This window comes from Candidatus Pelagibacter sp. uisw_091, assembly GCF_059512525.1.
On sequence record NZ_CM183455.1, the window covers coordinates 185,958 to 205,829 of the forward strand.

A 19,872-nucleotide genomic window follows, 5' to 3' on the forward strand; every position below is an offset into this window, starting at 1 on the left:
TATTAATACTATATGCGCTTGTAGCTCAACTGGATAGAGTGCCTGACTTCGAATCAGGAGGTTCTAGGTTCGACTCCTAGCAGGCGCACCACCATTAAACTAGATATTTAATACATAGATGCTCTTTGTAATCTATCATTTATAGCTTTACCCAATCCTTTGTTAGGAATTTTTTCTACTGCGATCGATTTATAACCTTTATTTTTTATTTTTCTTAAACAAGAATATAAATTTTTTGCAGCCTCATTTAAATCATTTTTAAAACTTAAGTGAAAATAATTTTTTGATTTATTCTTTCTCTTTTTAATTATTATAAATGCTTCATCATTTTTTGGTTTTATTATATTCATTTTCAGAGGAATGCCTGGAGAGTAGTGTAGAAGAGACTGGCCTGGTGCGACTTTCCTTTTAGGGTTGATAGCTAAATTTAATTTTAATTTTAATATTTTTTGAATCTTTGAGACATCTAAACCACCCAATCTTAATATAGTGGGCTTACCTATAAGGTTAATAATAGTAGATTCGATACCAATATTACATACCCCTCCATCTAAAATGTATTTAATTTTATTACCAAATTCATCTTTAACATCATTTTTTTTAACCGCACTTACTCTTGAAGATCTATTTGCACTTGGTGCTGCTAGTGGATAATCTAATTGTTTTAGTAAATTTTTAAGCAAAGGATGTTTTGGAAATCTTACTGCTAAACTTTTTTGATTATTAGTAACATATTTCGAAATTTTAGAAAATTTCTTTAATTTTAGAACGTATGTTATTGGGCCAGGAGAAAATTTTTTATACAATTTGATGAAATTATCATTAATTAAACAATCTTTTTTTAGAGAATCAATGTCATTATAATGAACAATTAGTGGGTTATTTTTAGGTCTTTTTTTTAAATCAAAAATCTTTTTTACTGCTAAATCTATGTAAGCATTGGCTGCTAAGCCATAAACAGTTTCAGTTGGGACGCCTATACAGTAATTTTTATTAAGGTATTTTTTTGCTTTTTTGATATTTGATTGATTAGATTTCATGTATTAATAATTATTATTATATGAAAGATAAAAATTTACCACTTGATAATAACTCACAATCACTTGATGAGTTAACAAAAAAAGCAAATAATATTATTGAATTCCTAGAAGAAGAAAAAAATCTCCAGAATTCAATTGATTCTTATCAAGAGCTTTTAAACTTAAATAATATTATTCAAAAAAAATTTCACAAAACCACAAAGATAATTAACGAAGAAACAAAGAAAAAAATTAATAATATAACTTCAAAAAAAAATGAAAAGTAAACTTGTTAGACTAGCAAAAGATACTAATTTTTTTTTAAAAAAATTTATTAAAAAACAAAAAAAAACAGAATTAGTTATAGCCATGAAGTATGGTTTATTTCCAGGTGGTAAAAAAATTAGATCAAAAATTTTATTAGACATAGGAGCTATATTTAAAATTAGATATAAAACATTAATTGCTGTGGGTGCTGCAGTAGAGTGTATTCATGCTTATTCTCTCATTCATGATGATTTGCCCTGTATGGATAATGACAAGTTGAGAAGAGGAAAGCCTTCTACACATATTAAATTTGGAGAATCTACCGCAGTGTTAGCTGGAAACTCACTTCTAACAATGGCGTTTGAAATTTTAACTAGTTCAAACTTAAAAATTAATGAAAAAACAAAAGTAGATTTAGTTCAAAAATTATCAGAATCTTCTGGACATCTGGGAATTGCAGGCGGTCAGTATTTAGACCTAAGCTATGAAAAGAAAAAAATACCTAGAAGTAAAATCATAGATATGGAAATAAAAAAAACGGGAAAGTTATTTAGTTTTTGTTGTGCTGTGCCAGCAATTATTAAAAAGAAAAATAAAAAAGACATAAAGTTTTTTGAAAGTATTGGGTCAAGTATTGGTCTCTTATTTCAAATAGCAGATGACCTTATTGATTTCAAGGGCTCTTCTAAAATTGCTGGAAAAATAACAGGTAAAGATAAGAAAAAAGGTAAAGCAACTTTAATCAGTTTACTGGGGTATCAAAATGCTATTAAGTATGGTGATAAAATTAAATTTAAAATAATTAAAGATTTAAAAAAGCGTAAATTAAACCCTAATAATTTGAACGAAACTTTAGAATATATTTTAACAAGAAATAAATGACACACGATTATAAATTTTTAAAAAATATAAGTTTTCCTTCTGACCTAAGAAAGCTATCTGAAAATAACCTTCAAGAGTTGTCTAATGAAGTTAGAGCGGAAATGATTAATGCTGTTTCTGAAACAGGTGGACATTTAGGTGCGGGTTTGGGTGTTGTTGAGTTAACAGTTGCCTTGCATTATATATTTGACACTCCTAATGATAAATTAATTTGGGATGTTGGCCATCAAACATATCCTCACAAAATTCTAACGGGTAGGAAATCAAAAATTAAAACTTTAAGGCAGGGCAATGGATTATCTGGGTTTACTAAAAGATCTGAAAGTGAATATGATCCATTTGGTGCGGCACATAGCTCAACCTCTATATCCTCTGCCTTAGGAATAGCTGAAGCAAACAAGCTTTCCAATAAATCAAACAATGTAATTGCTGTTATTGGAGATGGTGCAATTAGTGCAGGGATGGCCTATGAGGCAATGAATAACGCAGGTGCTTCAAAAACTAAAATGATTGTCATTTTAAATGATAATGACATGTCAATTGCTAAGCCTGTAGGTGCTATGAGAACTTATTTAGCAAAACTTTTAACAGGAAAAGTTTATTTTAATTTAAGAGAAACATTTAAATTAATTACCTCAGCTTTTTCTAAAAGATTCAGTGCAAGAGCTGGAAAAGCTGAAGATTTTTTACGTTCAGCTGTAACTGGTGGTACTCTTTTTAATTCTTTAGGATTTTATTATGTTGGTCCAATTGATGGACATGATCTGACAACTCTTTTGCCAATTTTAAAAAATGCAAGAGATTCTAAACACCAAGGCCCAATTATGATTCATATTAAAACACAAAAAGGAAAAGGTTATTCGCATGCTGAAAAGGCAACTGATCATTATCATGGTGTTTCAAAATTTGATGTTGTAACTGGAGAGCAGGTAAAAAGTGGAACTAATCTACCAGCCTATACAAAAGTTTTTGCAAATACTTTGGTTAAACATGCAGAAAGAGATAGTAAAATTGTAGGAGTTACAGCTGCAATGCCAGGTGGAACAGGTATGGATATTTTTGCTAAAGAGTTTCCGAAAAGAATGTTTGATGTTGGGATAGCTGAACAACACGGAGTTACTTTTGCTGCAGGATTAGCTACAGAAGGCTATAAACCCTATGTTGCAATTTATTCAACTTTTCTACAAAGAGCATATGATCAAGTGGTCCATGATGTTGCTATTCAAAGTTTACCTGTGAGGTTCATAATTGATAGAGCAGGTTTGGTTGGCGCTGATGGATCAACTCACGCAGGTTCATTTGATATTACTTATCTCTCTACCCTTCCAAATTTTATAGTTATGGCTCCAAGTGATGAATCAGAACTAGTTAAAATGATCAATACTTCGATGAATATTAATAACAAACCAAGTGCTATTAGATACCCAAGAGGTAATGGAATTGGATTGGAATTACCATCCATAGATGAGAAAGTAGAGATAGGAAAAGGGAGAATTATTCAAGAAGGAAAACAAGTTTGTATTTTAAGTATTGGAACAAGATTAGAAGAATGTAAAATTGCAGCTGAAGAATTAAAAAATAAAGGAATTCAATCAACAATAGTTGATGCAAGGTTTGCTAAACCTTTGGATCAAGAGCTTATTTTAAAGTGTGCCAGAGAACATGAGGTAATGATTACTGTAGAAGAGGGTTCTATAGGAGGTTTTGGCTCTCATGTAGAAAATCTATTATCAGAAAAAGGTATATTTGATAAAGGTTTAAAATTTAGATCTATGACATTACCCGATATTTTCATCGAACAGGATAACCCAAAAAAAATGTATGACGTTGCAGGCCTTAATGCGTCTCAAATTTCAAAAAAAATATTAGATATTTTATTTACAAAAGATTCTATTAAAGTAGTTAAAAATTAAATTTAAAATATTAGCTACACTGAGCTTTGTTCATTAAGTAATGATCTAATAAAACACAATTTATCATTGCTTCACCTACAGGAACTGCACGAATGCCAACACAAGGATCGTGTCTACCTTTAACAGAGATGGTGGTATTTTTCCCAAACTTATCTATAGTTTTTCGAGTAGTCAATATGGATGATGTCGGCTTAACTGCAAATGAGACAACAATTTCTTGTCCTGTAGAAATTCCACCAAGTATTCCACCAGCATTATTAGAATTAAATTTCAATTTTTTATCTTTTTGTGAAATTTCATCTGAGTTTTGTTCTCCACTTAATTGTGCAGAGTTCATGCCTGAACCAATATTAACTCCTTTAACGGCATTGATACTCATCATTGCAGAAGCAATATCCATATCTAATTTAGAATAAATTGGAGCACCTAAACCAACAGGAATTCCTCTAGCTCTTACTTCAATTACTGCACCACAAGATGATCCAGATTTTCTTACATCTAACAAGTATTTTTCCCAAAGTTTTAGTATATTCTTATCTGGACAAAAAAATGGGTTTTTATTAATTATTTGGTCATTCCATTTAGTAGTATCACATCCCAATATTCCTAATTGAATAACTGCACCTACGACTTTAAATTTTTTACCTAACTTATTTTCTAGAACTTTCTTAGCAATTGCACCTGCGGCAACTCTTGCAGCTGTTTCTCTTGCAGAAGATCTTCCACCACCTCTATAATCTCTTATTCCATATTTTTTAAAATATGTGAAATCAGCATGTCCAGGTCGAAACTTATCTTTGATATCTCCATAATCTTTTGATCTCATATCTTGATTGTAAATAATCAAAGAAATAGGTGTTCCAGTTGTTTTACCTTCAAACACTCCTGATAAAATTTGAACTTTATCATCTTCTTTTCTTTGTGTTGTGAATTTTGACTGTCCAGGCTTTCTTTTGTCTAACTCGACTTGAATATCTTGTTCTTTTAAGTTTATATTGGGTGGACAGCCATCAACAACACAACCTAAAGCTGGACCATGAGATTCTCCCCAAGTTGTGAAACGAAATTGCTTTCCAAAAGTATTAAATGACATTATCTTTATTATATAGATTATTTTGTTAAAATTATGAATCAAAAAAACTTATTAGGCCTTAATAACTGCTTTTTAGATAAAAATGATCCAATAGACTTATTTGAAAAATGGATGAATGAAGCAAAAAAAACAGAACCAAATGACCCAAATGCAGTGGCGTTTGGAACATCTGATCACAATAATTCTCCATCAATTAGGATGGTCTTATTAAAGGACTTTAATAAAGATGGGTTTATTTTTTATACAAATTTAAATAGTCAAAAAGGAAATGATCTAAAAAATAACCCAAAAGCTGCAATGTGTTTTCATTGGAAAAGTCTTTTAAGGCAAATAAGGATTAATGGTGTGGTACAAAAAATTTCTGATAAAGTGGCTGATGAATATTACAACACTAGAGGCTATGAAAGTAGAATTGGTGCATGGGCCTCAAAGCAAAGTTCTGTATTGCATAATAGAGATGAACTTTTAAACTCAATAGAGGAATATAAGAAAAAATATAATAATAAAAATGAAGTCCCAAGACCAGATCATTGGTCAGGTTGGAATTTAATACCTACAAGTATAGAATTTTGGTTAGATGGTGATAGTAGAATTCATGAAAGACTTAAGTATACTAAAGATGAGGCTGGTAATTGGAATAAGTCTTTGTTGAGTCCCTAGAACGTTCTTTCCAAACTAAAAGAAGTAAGATTTTCTAAATTTTTTTTCTCATCACTTTCCTCGAACGCTGTTAAGGAATTTGATGCAAGATTAATGAAATGTTCAGCTTTTTTGTAACATTTTTTAATTATATCATGTTTTTTAATAAGCATTAAAGTAAAGTGTAGATCTTCATCTGATCTATTATCTTGTTTAAAGATATCCTTCAGTTTATTTTTTTCAATAGAATTTGTATTTTGAAACAATAAAATTATAGGCAAAGTAATTTTACCTTCAAAGAAATCTTTACCAATTTTTTTTCCAAAAACTTTTAAGTCAGAATTATAATCTAAAGTATCATCAGCAATTTGAAATGTTAAACCTAAGTTTTTACCATAAAACTCTAGCGCTTCTTTTTCTTTTATTCCTTTATTGGATAAAATTGCACCAACTTTAGTTGCTGCAGAAAAAAGTGCAGCTGTTTTTGCTGTTATAATCTTTAAATAAGTTTCTTCTAGCATATCAACTTCACCTTTGTGTTGAAGTTGTAATACTTCTCCTTGTGCAATTTTTGAAGAAGTTGAAGATAAAAGTTTTAAAACTTCTAAATTTCCATCTTCTACCATCATTTCAAAACACCTACTTAATAGATAATCCCCAATTAAAACAGAAGAGTGATTTCCCCATATTGAATTTAGTGTTTTCTTCCCCCTTCTTACGTTTCCAAGATCAATAACATCATCATGCATTAAAGTTGCTCCGTGTATCATTTCAACACATGCTGCTAGATTAATATCTCGACCCCCTTTGGTATATCCACATAGTTTAGCTGATCCAAGAGTTAATAGCGCTCTTAATCTTTTGCCCCCTGTTTCAATATGATAGTCAGTCATCTTTTGAACCAAATCAATATCACTTAAAAGTTTTGTCTTAATTTTTTCCTCAACTAAAACTAATTTTTCATCAACCGAATCTTTTAATTGAAAATAAGAATTATTTATTTGGTTTTTAAGCTGAACTACAGTTCCCATAAAAAATAAGTTAGTATAATTAAGTTATATTTATTACTTATCAATTGACGCACCTTAATCTTCAACTATAAGTAGGCTTTATATTAAATCAAAAACTCTATAAGGATTAACAATGTTCTCTTTTTTTAAAAAGAAAAAAATAATAGCTCATATTAGGCTAAATGGTGTTATAGGTAATGCTGGTAAGTTTAAACAAGGCATTGATTTTGCGGGACAAGAAGAGATCATTGAAAAAGCTTTTTCTTTAAAAAAAGGAAAAGTAGTGGCAATTACTATAAATTCACCAGGTGGATCGCCAGTACAATCACACTTAATTTATAGATTTATCAGAGCTCAAGCTAAAAAAAATAATAAGAAAGTAATGGTATTTGCAGAAGATGTTGCCGCCTCTGGTGGTTATTTAATAGCTTGCGCGGGTGATGAAATATATGCAAATTCTAGCTCAATTATTGGATCTATAGGAGTTATTTATTCATCATTTGGATTTACAGAATTGATTAAAAAAATTGGTGTCGAAAGAAGAGTTCATACTGCTGGAAAAAACAAAAGTTCACTTGATCCATTCCAAGAAGAAAAATCTGAGGATATTGAAAGGCTTAAAAATATTCAATTAGACCTACATAAAGATTTTATTAAAGTTGTAGAAGAAAGTAGAGGAGCTAAACTAAAAAAAGATGGTATTGAGCTATTCTCAGGAGAATTTTGGGCAGGCAGTAAAGCAAAGGAGCTTGGCTTGATTGATGGATTGGGGAATGCTAATGAAATTTTAAAAGAAAAATTTGGTGACGATATTGTTATTAAAAAATTTGAAAAATCCAAAGGTTGGTTAAGTAAAAAATTTTCTTCATCTAGTAATCAAGTTGATCAATTAGCAAACATTCTAGAGGAAAGATCTATCTGGCAAAGATATGGCTTTTAAAGAAAAAATTATAAAACTTAAAATTCAATCATTTCAAGATACCATCTTGAATCTTCAAAAATATTGGGGAAAACAAGGCTGTATTATTCTTCAACCATACGATATTGAAGTGGGAGCTGGGACTTTTCATCCAGCAACAACTTTAAGATCTTTAGGGTCAAAGCCCTGGAAAGCAGCTTATGTTCAGCCTTCAAGAAGACCTACAGATGGAAGATATGGTGAAAACCCAAATAGATTACAACATTATTATCAATTTCAAGTTTTAATTAAACCATCACCAGATAACATTAAAAAAATTTATTTAAATAGTTTAGCAGCAATTGGTATTAACCATAAAGAACACGACATTAGATTTGTTGAAGATGATTGGGAAAGCCCAACTTTAGGTGCTGCAGGATTGGGTTGGGAAGTTTGGTGTGATGGAATGGAGATTACTCAATTTACTTACTTTCAACAGATGGCAGGAATGGAATGTAGGCCAGTTTCAGTTGAAATCACATATGGTCTTGAAAGAATTTGTATGTTTACGCAACAAAAAAAAAATGTTTATGACCTCTTATGGAATGATGCAGGTGTAAAATATGGAGATATATTTCTTCAAGCAGAAAAAGAATTTTCTGCATATAATTTTGAACACGCTAATACAGACAATCTATTTAAAATGTTTGATATGCTTGAGCTTGAAGCAAAATCATTAGTAGAAAAAAAAATTTCATTACCAGCATATGATCAATGCTTAAAGGCAAGTCATGTATTTAATATTTTGGATGCAAGGGGAGTTATAAGTGTTGCTCAAAGGGCAGAATATATAGGGCGAATTAGAGATATTACAAAAGCAGTTGCTGAAAGTTGGTTGAGTAATCAAACAGATTAATGTCAGAATTTTTTTTAGAACTATTTAGCGAAGAGATACCAGCTGGTTTACAGCGTAATTCACGTCATACTTTACTTGAAAGTTTCCAGAAATTATTTGAAGAAAAACAAATTTTATTTAAAAAAAGTTCTTCTTTTTCAACACCAAATCGTCTTATAATTCTATTTGAAGGTCTATCTAAAGAAATAACTCAAAAAGTTGAAGAAATAAAAGGGCCAAATGTTAATGCTCCAGAAAAAGCCATAGAAGGTTTTTTAAGATCAAATCAAATAGAAAAAAAAAACTTACTTAAAAAAAAAATTGAAAAAGGAGAGTTTTATTTTTTTAAGAAGCCTTCAAAAAAGATTAATACAATTAATTTATTAGAAGAGCACGCACCTTTAATTCTTGATAAACTTCAATGGAAAAAATCAATGAAATGGGGAAATTACAGTCTTAATTGGGCAAGACCTCTGAAATCTATTCTTGCTGTTTTTGATGGTAAAAGCTTGAGTTTCAAATTTCATCATTTGATATCTTCAAATACAACATTTACCGATAAAGAATTTGAAGATAAGCAAAAGATATTTAAAGATTTTAAAAGTTATAAATTTTTTTTCAAGCAATCAGGTATAATTATAGATCATAAATTAAGAAAAGATTTTATTGTTAAAGAATTTGAAAGAATATCTAATAAGAAAAACTTCAGCATTGAATCTAATAATAAACTTTTTGATGAAGTTACAGATATAGTTGAGCAACCTAATATCTTAATATGTAAGTTTGATGAAAAATTTTTAGATATACCAAAAGAAATTTTAATAATTACAATGCAATTTCATCAAAAATATTTTCCAACTTTTGATAAAAAAGGTAAAATTACGAATGAGTTTTTAGTAGTAGCAAATAATAAAGATACCAAGGGCTTCATAAAAGTAGGGAACGAAAGAGTTGTAGAGGCAAGATTAAGCGATGCCCAATTTTTTTGGAACAAAAATAAATCTCAAAATTTAGTAAAACAAGTTTCAAGACTAAAAACTATGAATTACTTTAAAGGTTTAGGGTCTTATTTTGATAAAATTCAAAGAATGAGAAAACTTGGAGGAATGATCTCTGATGAATTATTAATTAGCAAAGATCAAGTCGAGCTATCAGCATCAATTTGTAAAGTTGATTTAATTTCAGACTTAGTTGGTGAATTTCCAGAGCTTCAAGGGATTATGGGGGGATATTTTGCTATGGAACAAGGTTTTGATAAAGAAATAGCTTTAGCGATAAGTGAACATTACCTCCCAATAGGTCTTGATAGTAAAACACCAAAAAAACCATTTAGTATTGCCTTAGCTCTAACTGATAAAGTTGACACTTTAGTTGGGTTTTTCGGAATCAATCAAAAACCAACAAGCTCAAAAGACCCTTATGGACTAAGAAGGTCAGCATTAGGTATTATAAAATTACTAATTGATAACAATAAAGAGTTTAAGATTAAAGATCTAATTAGCTATTCGACCTCACTTCACAGAGACCAAGGTTTTGAATTATCAAATGATTTATTCCAAAGTGAGCTATCAGAATTTTTGATGGATAGATTAAAATACTACATGAAGGAAAAGAAAATTAGAATTGATATTATAAAAGCTAGTATTAGCTCGTATGGAATAGATCATATGAATAAAATATACAAAAAAGCTTCAACTCTAAATAACCTTATCGTGAAGGAAGTTGGTGAGGATATAGTCACTAGTTATAAGAGGGCATCAAGCATATTAGAAAATGAATTAAAAAATAGCAAAATTGAATTATCAAATACAACTGACCCTGGTATTTTCAAAAATGATTATGAGAAAAATTTATTAAAAAAGATTAATGAATTAAGGAAGTATTTCACGAATATAAATAAAGATGAAGACTGCATCGAATCTCTCACAAATTTAGCAAGTGCTAAAAAAGTTATTTATGAGTTTTTTGATAATGTAAAAGTTAATCATGAGGATATTAATATTAAAAAAAACAGATTGGAACTTTTGCAAATGTTATGTAGAACCTTTGATAATTACATAAGTTTTTCAAATATAGAGACCAAATAGTGAAGAAATTAATATTAAATTTTAAATCTAAAGACTCAAGTAAAATTAAGAATCCAAAAAATTTTTTGGGTGGAAAAGGTGCAAATCTCTCTGAGATGGGAAGAATTGGACTGCCTGTTCCCCCGGGGTTTACAATATCTACTAACGTGTGTGACCTGTTTTATAAAGATAAAAAGAAATTAAATTCGCAAATAGTTATTACCATAAAAAAAGAATTAAAAGATATTGAAAAAGAAGTTAGAAAAAAATTTGGTGATTTAAAAAACCCATTATTATTGTCTGTCAGATCTGGTGCTAGGGTTTCTATGCCTGGTATGATGGATACAATTTTAAATTTAGGTTTAAATGATAAAACGGTAATCGCACTTGCAAAAAAAACTTCCAATATGAGATTTGCAAAAGATAGCTATAGAAGATTTATTCAAATGTATGGAAATGTTGTAATGGGAGTAGAAAGCTACCATTTTGAAGAGCTGATAGAAAATTACAAATTAACAAAAGGTGTTCTTTTAGATACTGATCTAGATGAAGATGATTGGGAAGGTCTAATTAATGACTTTAAAAAAGTTGTTAAGGATCAAACTAAAAAAGATTTTCCACAAAATGTGTACGATCAACTACTTGGAGCAATTAGTGCCGTATTTTTATCCTGGGAAAGCAATAGAGCAAAAGTTTATAGAAAATTAAATCAAATTCCTGCTGAATGGGGAACTGCAGTTAATGTTCAGTCTATGGTATTCGGTAACATGGGTGATGATTGTGCAACTGGAGTTGTCTTTACAAGAAATCCATCTGATGGAATCAATGAAGTTTATGGTGAATACTTAATTAATGCCCAGGGAGAAGATGTTGTGGCAGGAACCAGAACTCCTCAATATATTACAAAAAAAGCTAGAAAAGATGCAAAAGCAAAAGAAGCTTCAATGGAAGAATCTATGCCTAAAGTGTTTAAACAATTAGACAAAATTTTAAAAGTTTTAGAGAAACATTATAAAGATATGCAAGATGTTGAATTTACAGTTGAGAAAAATAAATTGTGGATGCTGCAGACAAGGTCGGGAAAAAGAACCTCAAAATCTGCAGTTAGAATTGCTGTTGACATGGTTAAAGAAAAATTGATTTCAAAAAAAGAAGCAGTGATGAGAATAGATCCGGATTCTTTGGATACTTTATTACACCCCACATTAGATGAGAAAAGTTCAGTGAATGTTATAGCAAGTGGTTTGCCTGCTTCTCCTGGTGCTGCAAGTGGTAAGGTAGTTTTTTCATCAGAAGAAGCTGAGAGATTAAATGATATGATGCAAGATACTATCTTGGTAAGAGTTGAAACATCACCAGAAGATATTCATGGAATGCATGCGGCAAAAGGAATTTTAACTTCAAGAGGCGGAATGACAAGTCATGCAGCAGTTGTTGCAAGAGGCATGGGGAGACCTTGTGTATCTGGCTCTAGTGAAATTGATATTAATTATGAAGCTAAAACTTTTAAAACAACATCTATTGAGGTTAAGGAAGGGGACATTATCACAATTGACGGCTCAACAGGTAGAATTATTTTAGGAGAAGTACCAACAGTAAAACCTGAAATTTCTGGAGATTTTTCAAAACTAATGAGTTGGGCTGATGGTTATAGAAAATTAAAAGTTAGAACTAACTCAGAAACACCACTTGATACTAAAACCGCACGAGACTTTGGGGCCGAGGGCATTGGTCTTTGTAGAACAGAACATATGTTTTTTGATGAAGAAAGAATTTTATCAGTTAGAGAGATGATTTTATCAAAAACAAAAGAAGATAGAAACAAAGCCTTAGAAAAACTTTTACCACATCAAAGAAAAGATTTTGTTGAGATATTTAAAATTATGAATGGTCTACCGGTTACAGTGAGGTTATTAGATCCACCATTACATGAGTTTCTTCCCAAAACAGAAAAAGAAATTAATGATGTGGCAACTGTTGTGGGTCTTCCTTTAAAAGAAATTAAATCTAGAATTAATGAATTACATGAGCAAAATCCAATGTTAGGACATAGAGGCTGTAGATTAGGGATTTCATTTCCAGAAATTTATGAAATGCAGTGTAGAGCAATCTTTGAGGCTTTATCTGAACTTAAAATAAAAAAAATTAAATCAGCATTTCCTGAAATTATGATTCCATTAGTATCAACAGAAGCTGAAATTAGAATAATGAAGGATTTAGTTATAAGAGTCGCAAAAGAAGTTCAAAAAAATACAAAAGTTAGGATTAATTTTTTAGTTGGTACTATGATTGAATTACCAAGAGCAGCTATTAAAGCAAATGATATAGCGAAACATGCCGAGTTCTTTAGTTTTGGTACTAATGATTTAACCCAAACAACATTTGGCTTAAGCAGAGATGATAGTGGTAAATTTTTAAATGACTATATTGAAAATAAGATATTTTCTATTGATCCATTTATTTCAATTGATGATGGGGTAGGTGATTTAGTTGAAATTGCCGTAGAAAGAGGCAGAAAACAAAATAAAAAAATTAAACTTGGAATTTGTGGCGAGCATGGTGGCGATCCCAAAAGTATTCATTTTTGTTCAAATGTAGGCTTGGATTATGTTTCTTGCTCACCTTATAGAGTTCCAGTTGCAAGATTAGCTGCTGCTCAAGCAGAGCTATCTAAAAAAAAATAATATCGAGGATTTAGATCTCTAATTTATAATCTACTGCTGAAGTACTATGAGTGATACTACCTATTGAGATTCTGTCTACACCTGTAGCTGCAATTTTTTTAACTAATTTTAAAGTTACATTTCCAGACGCCTCAGTTTCATAATATTTTTGAGCAATTTTAACACCTTTTTTAAGTATTTTACTGTTCATATTATCAAACAGGACTGTATCAAATTTTAAACCCATTATTTGCTTAAGCTGATTTAAATTATCAATCTCTACAGTTATTTTTCGTCCTTTTTTATTTTTAATTGCAAGAGATACTAAAGTTTTGATATCTGAACTTGCTATGTGATTATCTTTAATCAAAAACTCATCACTTAGGTTAAATCTATGGTTAGTGCCTCCACCTAATTTAACAGCATATTTCTGTATAATTCTTAAGGTTGGAATTGTTTTTCTAGTACAGCAAATTTTACACTTTTTATTAACTCGCTTAACAAATTGATTAGTTTTAGTAGCAATCCCAGAGATATGACTCATAAAATTTAAAGCAACTCTTTCACCAATTAGAATATTTTCAGCCTTACCTTCAATGGTTGCTACTACATCATTCTTAATAACTTTGGAGCCTTCTTTTTTTTTGATAATAAATTTAATCTTACTATCTATTAATTTAAATGTTTGTTTTGCAAACTCCAACCCAGCAATCACTGCTTGGTGATTAGAAATTAATTTAACTTTTATTATCTTACTATTTTTAACTAAATTTGAAGTAATATCACCAGAAGGGTATAGATCTTCATTTAAAGCAAGCTTTACAATGTTTTTTATATAATAATTGCTTAATTTAATTTGAGACACTTTTATTATCTGCCAATTACAACCATTCTTTCAACGGGAATTCTTGCTTTTTCTATTATTTCTTTATCCATTATGATTTCACCAGTTTCATTTTCTAGACAATTTAAAATTTTTGGTAATGTAATTTTTTTCATATGTGGACAAAGATTGCATGGTCTAATAAATTCTACATTTGGGTTTTCTACTTGAATGTTGTCACTCATTGAACATTCAGTAACCATCATTACTTTCTTTGGTTGATTGTCCTCAACATACTTAATCATTCCACCAGTTGATCCTGCAAAGTCACTAGCTTTAATTACATCAGGTGGACATTCTGGGTGAGCTATTATTTTAATCCCAGGATTTTTTTTTCTAATATCATGTATTTCTTTTTCATTAAACTGGTCATGGACCATGCAGATACCTTTCCAAGCAATGATTTCAACATCTGTTTGAGAAGCAACATATTTAGCTAAATAATCATCAGGTAAAAAAATAACTTTTTTAACTCCAAGCGACTCAACAATTTTTACTGCATTTGCAGATGTGCAGCAAATATCTGTTTCTGCTTTAACGTCTGCTGAAGTATTTACATAAGACACAACAGGTACTCCTGGATATTTTTCCTTCAATAATCTTACATCTTTACCTGTAATTGATGATGATAAAGAACAACCAGCAGTCATATCAGGAAGTAAAACTTTTTTTTCAGGACTCATTAACTTAGAAGTTTCGGCCATAAAATGAACTCCTGCCATTACAATAATATCAGCACTAGTTTTTGAAGCTTCTATCGCAAGAGCTAACGAGTCCGCAGCAAAATCTGCAACACCATGATAAATTTCAGGTGTTTGATAGTTGTGAGCTAAGATCACTGCATTTTTTTCTTTTTTTAATTGATTAATCCTATGAATATAAGGTGCATGAATTGGCCACTCTATCTCAGGTAAAACTTTTGAGATTTTTTGATAAATACTATTTGTTGATTTTTTTACTTCTTCTGTAAATTCCATAATAAAACCTATCAATAGAATTGACTATTGTCATTTATTATTCTGACGCATAGAATTATCAAAGCTATACTTATTTTTTAGAAAGTATAATTATATGTATTTTAAATTATGACTATATATTCAATACAATATTTAAGAGCTATAGCAGCCCTAATGGTAGCTGCCAATCATGTATTTGCTTATCCATATGATATTGAAACAGGAGAACAGGGAGTTGATATATTCTTTGTTATAAGTGGGTTTATAATACTTTATATAATGGAAAAAAATCAACGGACCTACGGAAAATTTTTGATGTCTAGATTTTTTAGGATAGCTCCTCTGTATTATCTGATTACTCTATTTGCAATAATTATAGGTTTTATAGATTTTCCAAATTTACTCCATTCATTACAGGCAATTACATTTATTAAATTTTATAAAACATCTCCGCCATTAGCAGTTGGCTGGACTCTAGAGTATGAATTTATTTTTTATTCCCTTTGTTCTTTTTCAATACTTATTTTTTCAAAACAAAATATTCGAATTATATTAATCTTAGTAATGCTTTTGTGTGCAGTAATTTTAATAGATTTTGTTATTTTTTCAGAAAAAAAATATGGACATTTTGCTGAGTTTGGATTTGGAATTATAATTTATTTGATATATCGATTAGAATTTTTTAAGAGAATTAATCACATATATTATATTTTTTTAGCTTTGACTGGTTTTTTTTTACTAATTTATACAGATATAGCTATCTATAAAAATAATTTTACTTATCTAAGATTTGTTTATTGGGGAGTGCCATCCTTCTTAATAGTTCTATCACTTCTTTTAATTGAAGATAAAATTTTTCAGTCTAAATTTCTACTCTATTTAGGTAATGCCTCATATTCAATATATTTAACTCACTTACCTACAATTTATATTTTTGAAAGTATTTTTAGTTATGATAAATATAACTCATTTTTTATATGGCAAATTTTTATCTTTATTTTAGTAGTTTTATTTGCTTGTTTTATTCATACTTTTGTTGAGAAGCCTATAGCCAATTTTATTAAGATAAAGTTTGATAAAAAAATTTTAAGTTAAATATTGATAAGTAGATGATTGTGAAGGGGCGTTCTGTTACCCGGTGCCCCAGACCGTGCTTCTATAATTAACCTAAATTAATTATGCAGCAATAGCGTAACTTTCGTTAGCATTTAAAATTTAGCCCGTTACGGTGGAACAATTCCGAACGAAAGAATAGCCTTTAGTCACCCGTCGATCCTATTTCACCCCCATAAATTGCACTTGGTGGAGGTGGTGGGTACTGCCCCCACGTCCGTAATGGTTATTACGAAATTCGTTTATCGTCGTAGTTGGAAAACCAACATAATTATTATATATGAATTATTAATATTTAAAATGTTAATATATTTTAATTAAAAAATGACAGATCAAATTATTCAAATTTCTATTATAATTCCAATATTTAATGAGGATCAGTCGATCCTTAAAGTGTTAAATAGAATTCAAGAAACTACAGAAAGCAAAACTTCTTTTGAAGTTATAGTTATAAATGATGGGTCAACAGACAATACTTTAAAGTTACTAGAAGATAATCCAAACCTGTACAATCAGTTAATCACATATAAGACCAATCAAGGCAAAGGAAATGCAGTAAAAAAAGGATTAGAGGTGTCAAAAGGTGAATATATATTTTTTCAAGATGCAGATTTAGAATATGACCCAATAGAATTAAATAAGTTTATTACATTGATAAATCGTTTTAATCCTGACCTCATCATAGGATCGAGACTTAATTATTCTGAATACACAAGATCTCACAATATTTTGAATAAATTTGGAAATAAACTTATAACATTAATTTTTAATCTATTTTATAATACAACTTTTACAGATATCTACTCATGCTATGCGTGCTACAAGAGTAATTTATTGAATGAAAAGGAGCTTGTGACAATAGGCTTTGAGCAACACGCTGAAATACTTAGCAAGGTTGTTAAAAAAGGAAAAAAATTTTATGAAGTACCAATTAGTTATAATGGCAGAACACACGAAGAAGGAAAAAAAATTAAATTCCACCATATATTTGCTGTTATTTTTAGAATAGTTATTGAAAGATTTAAGTAGAGTCAAAAATATGAAAAAAATTGTAATAACAGGTGCGCTTGGATATATTGGTACTGAGCTTTGCAAACTCTATTCTGGGTTTAGCTGGAAGTATGAAGTAGTTGCAATCGATAATAGATTTATTTCAGAAAGAGTTAATGAATTAAAAAGAAGAAAAATTCAATTTATACAAGCTGATATTTTAGATTTAGAAGCAATTAAACCGTTTTTAGAAAAAGCTGAGGTTGTATATCATTTAGCTGGAATCACAGATGTAGCCTATGTAAAAAAAGAAGCTGATAAAGAAAAAGATTCACTCACAATAAAAGTTGCAATAGAAGGTACAGCAAACGTGCTTAAATCAATGAATGCGAAAGCAACTATTGTTTTTCCATCTACTCATGTTGTTTTTGAAGGTTTAAAAGAACCAAAAGAAAATTTAGATGAAAATGAACAAACAAATACTTTTTTAGCGTATTCTTCAAGTAAAGTAGAAAATGAAAATCAAATTAAAAACTCTGGAAATAAATATGCAATTTTTAGACTGGGTTCAGTCTATGGGTTCTCAACAGACACTATGAGAATAAATATAATGCCAAACTTATTTTCTAAAATTGCCTCTCAAAATGGAAAAATTAAACTTTTTGGAGGAGGTGTTCAGCTTAAAAGTTTAGTTCCATTAATAGATGTAGCTAGATGTTTTAAATTTGTTGAAGAAAACAATGACTTTAAAAGTGGAACTTATAATTTAACTAAAGAAAATCTTACTGTAAAAGATGTTGCTGATATATGTAAAAAAATTAATCCAAAATTAGAAATCACTCTAACAGATGATGAGGTCCCCAATAAAGGATATTCTTTATCAAATAAAAAATTACTAAATACAGGGTTTGAATTTGTTCATGACCTTGAAACATGCATTAAAGAAATGATAACTAAATGGTCTTATGAAAAATTTGATAAAAATTTAGAATACACTTTTAAAGGTGTTAGAGAATTTATTGATGAGCGTGGTAAAATCAGTAATTATGACCTACCAGAGCCCATCAATATGATTGGATATATAGAATCAAAAAAAGGAACAATGAGAGCAAATCACTTTCATCCTGTCCAAGAACAAAAATGTTTATTAATTAAAGGTCAATTCATCAGTATTTATAAAGATCTTGTTGATGATAAATCTATAAAAGTAACACATGTTGTTAACGAAGGTGACATGATAGTTACGCAACCGAATGTAGCTCATACGATGGTTTTTACTGAGGATACAATTTTTTTAAATCTAGTTAGAGGAGAAAGAGAGCATGAAAACTATGGGATTACCCATACTATTCCATATAAATTTGTTGATGATCAAGAGAAAAAATTGTTGCAATCTATATACAAATTTGAATGTAGGTGTTGTGGCTCCAAAAAACTTAAAAGAGTTTTATCATTAGGTTACCAGCCACTGGCAAATAATCTTCTTGATGATATCAAGGAAAAAAGCAAGGTATATCCTTTAGAACTTAATGTATGTGAAGAATGTTTTAATTGTCAACTTTCTGTTGCAATAAAGAGTAATGAAATGTTTTCAAATTATTTGTATCAATCTTCAACTACTAAATCATTTAGAGAACATTTTATTTCAGCTGCTAAGAAGTATGTTAAAGATTTCAAACTCGATATAGGTTCTTACATCATTGACGTAGGAAGCAATGATGGCATTGGATTAAAACCTTTTTTAGACCTAGGCTTCTCTAATATTCAGGGTATAGAACCTGCAAAAAATTTAGTAGATCTTGCTAATCAAAATGGAATTAATACTTTTCACGGTTATTTAGATGAAAAAGCACTCAACCCAATTAAAAATGGAGCAGATTTATTATTAGCTTCAAATGTTTTTGCACATGCCGATGATTTAAAATCAATGGCTGAGTCCATGAAAAAACTAATTAAGCCTGATGGAAAAATCATTATAGAAGTACAATATTTGTTAAACACTATTAAAGATTTAACTTTTGATAACATTTATCATGAGCATACAAATTACTGGTCTTTAACTTCATTAAAAAGATTTTTTGAAAATTTAGAATTAAAGATTTTCAATGTCGAAGAGATAGATACTCATGGTGGATCGATTAGAATTTATCTTAGCCAAGAAAAAAATATTGAAATTGATAATTCTGTAAATGACTTTTTAAAAAAAGAAGAGGAATATGGTTTAAAAAAAATAGAAACGTATTTAGATTTTGGAAAAAAAATAGAGAATTTAAAAAAAGAAGTTATTAAAAATTTAAAAAATTTAAAAAAAAAATATCCCAATATAGTTGGCTATGGAGCTCCAGCAAAAGCTTCAACAGCATTAAATTACTTTAATATTAAAAATGAAATAGATTTTATAGTTGAGGACAACCCATTAAAACATGGAAAATTTATTCCTGGGGTAAATATACCCATAGTTTCTAAAGAAAAAGTAAAAGATAAAAATTCTGCTATATTAGTATTAGCGTGGAATTTTTTTGACGAAATAGAAAAAAACAATACAAATTTGTCAAATAGCTTTATAAACATTAAATCACTAGAAA

Annotated in this window: 15 protein-coding genes, 1 tRNA gene, 1 other RNA gene and 1 pseudogene; 12 read left to right on the forward strand and 6 right to left on the reverse strand. The window is 29.6% G+C overall.

The features are described from left to right. Positions 1 to 14: 14 nt before the first annotated feature. Positions 15 to 91: transfer RNA gene (locus AC5YGA_RS01005), tRNA-Arg, on the forward strand. Positions 92 to 107: 16 nt separating this feature from the next. Here AC5YGA_RS01005 and AC5YGA_RS01010 read toward each other — a convergent pair. Beyond that, complete coding sequence (locus tag AC5YGA_RS01010) at positions 108 to 1,040, reverse strand: L-threonylcarbamoyladenylate synthase (protein WP_415308738.1); 933 nt, start codon at positions 1,038 to 1,040, stop codon at positions 108 to 110. Positions 1,041 to 1,060: 20 nt separating this feature from the next. On the opposite strand from AC5YGA_RS01010, the gene AC5YGA_RS01015 reads away from it, so the two are divergent. Genes AC5YGA_RS01015 through dxs form a run of 3 tightly spaced genes read left to right on the forward strand, consistent with a single transcriptional unit; the run spans position 1,061 to position 4,081 of the window. Next, complete coding sequence (locus tag AC5YGA_RS01015) at positions 1,061 to 1,306, forward strand: exonuclease VII small subunit (protein WP_415308740.1); 246 nt, start codon at positions 1,061 to 1,063, stop codon at positions 1,304 to 1,306. Further along, on the forward strand, positions 1,296 to 2,168 hold the full coding sequence (locus tag AC5YGA_RS01020; protein ID WP_415308742.1) for a polyprenyl synthetase family protein: 873 nt from the start codon (positions 1,296 to 1,298) through the stop codon (positions 2,166 to 2,168). Before AC5YGA_RS01015 ends, AC5YGA_RS01020 begins: the two co-directional genes overlap by 11 nt. Next, positions 2,165 to 4,081, forward strand: a complete 1,917-nt coding sequence (dxs, locus tag AC5YGA_RS01025) for a 1-deoxy-D-xylulose-5-phosphate synthase (RefSeq protein ID WP_415308744.1) — start codon at positions 2,165 to 2,167, stop codon at positions 4,079 to 4,081. The genes AC5YGA_RS01020 and dxs overlap by 4 nt, the downstream gene beginning before the upstream one ends. Before the next feature lie 10 nt (positions 4,082 to 4,091). On the opposite strand, the gene aroC is transcribed toward dxs, so the two are convergent. Then, on the reverse strand, positions 4,092 to 5,174 hold the full coding sequence (gene aroC / locus AC5YGA_RS01030) for a chorismate synthase (RefSeq protein WP_415308746.1): 1,083 nt from the start codon (positions 5,172 to 5,174) through the stop codon (positions 4,092 to 4,094). Between the two features lie 33 nt (positions 5,175 to 5,207). Here aroC and pdxH point away from each other — a divergent pair, with 33 nt between their 5' ends. After that, a complete protein-coding gene (gene pdxH / locus AC5YGA_RS01035; protein ID WP_415308747.1) occupies positions 5,208 to 5,834 on the forward strand; it encodes a pyridoxamine 5'-phosphate oxidase in 627 nt (208 codons plus the stop codon). Here the strand turns inward: pdxH and AC5YGA_RS01040 are convergent. Beyond that, entirely contained in the window at positions 5,831 to 6,844 is a 1,014-nt protein-coding gene (locus tag AC5YGA_RS01040; RefSeq protein WP_415308749.1) for a polyprenyl synthetase family protein, read from the reverse strand. The two genes, pdxH and AC5YGA_RS01040, sit on opposite strands and share 4 nt — an antisense overlap. Before the next feature lie 112 nt (positions 6,845 to 6,956). Between AC5YGA_RS01040 and AC5YGA_RS01045 the strand changes: the two genes are divergently transcribed. Genes AC5YGA_RS01045 through ppdK form a run of 4 tightly spaced genes read left to right on the forward strand, consistent with a single transcriptional unit; the run spans position 6,957 to position 13,366 of the window. Further along, positions 6,957 to 7,763 (forward strand): S49 family peptidase, encoded by an 807-nt coding sequence (locus AC5YGA_RS01045; RefSeq protein ID WP_415308751.1) that lies wholly within the window; start codon positions 6,957 to 6,959, stop codon positions 7,761 to 7,763. After that, complete coding sequence (locus AC5YGA_RS01050; protein WP_415308753.1) at positions 7,753 to 8,637, forward strand: glycine--tRNA ligase subunit alpha; 885 nt, start codon at positions 7,753 to 7,755, stop codon at positions 8,635 to 8,637. Before AC5YGA_RS01045 ends, AC5YGA_RS01050 begins: the two co-directional genes overlap by 11 nt. Next, positions 8,637 to 10,703, forward strand: coding sequence for a glycine--tRNA ligase subunit beta (glyS, locus tag AC5YGA_RS01055; protein ID WP_415308755.1), 2,067 nt, complete (start codon positions 8,637 to 8,639; stop codon positions 10,701 to 10,703). Before AC5YGA_RS01050 ends, glyS begins: the two co-directional genes overlap by 1 nt. Then, entirely contained in the window at positions 10,703 to 13,366 is a 2,664-nt protein-coding gene (gene ppdK, locus AC5YGA_RS01060) for a pyruvate, phosphate dikinase (RefSeq protein WP_415308757.1), read from the forward strand. The genes glyS and ppdK overlap by 1 nt, the downstream gene beginning before the upstream one ends. Positions 13,367 to 13,376: 10 nt before the next feature. Here the strand turns inward: ppdK and nadC are convergent, their stop codons facing one another. Then, entirely contained in the window at positions 13,377 to 14,210 is an 834-nt protein-coding gene (gene nadC / locus AC5YGA_RS01065) for a carboxylating nicotinate-nucleotide diphosphorylase (protein ID WP_415308758.1), read from the reverse strand. Between the two features lie 5 nt (positions 14,211 to 14,215). Further along, a complete protein-coding gene (gene nadA / locus AC5YGA_RS01070; RefSeq protein ID WP_415308760.1) occupies positions 14,216 to 15,205 on the reverse strand; it encodes a quinolinate synthase NadA in 990 nt (329 codons plus the stop codon). 108 nt (positions 15,206 to 15,313) lie between these two features. Between nadA and AC5YGA_RS01075 the strand changes: the two genes are divergently transcribed. Continuing rightward, entirely contained in the window at positions 15,314 to 16,279 is a 966-nt protein-coding gene (locus tag AC5YGA_RS01075; protein WP_415308762.1) for an acyltransferase family protein, read from the forward strand. Between the two features lie 21 nt (positions 16,280 to 16,300). Here the strand turns inward: AC5YGA_RS01075 and ssrA are convergent. Next, positions 16,301 to 16,602: a transfer-messenger RNA gene (gene ssrA, locus AC5YGA_RS01080) on the reverse strand. 19 nt (positions 16,603 to 16,621) lie between these two features. Here ssrA and AC5YGA_RS01085 point away from each other — a divergent pair. Together AC5YGA_RS01085 and AC5YGA_RS01090 are read left to right on the forward strand one after the other, a co-directional pair. Beyond that, positions 16,622 to 17,326: a glycosyltransferase family 2 protein gene (locus AC5YGA_RS01085; RefSeq protein ID WP_415308764.1), complete on the forward strand. Its 705-nt coding sequence runs from the start codon at positions 16,622 to 16,624 to the stop codon at positions 17,324 to 17,326. A 10-nt stretch (positions 17,327 to 17,336) separates the two neighbouring features. Further along, a pseudogene (locus AC5YGA_RS01090) lies at positions 17,337 to 19,826 on the forward strand (NAD-dependent epimerase/dehydratase family protein); the annotation flags it as partial. Positions 19,827 to 19,872: the final 46 nt, after the last annotated feature.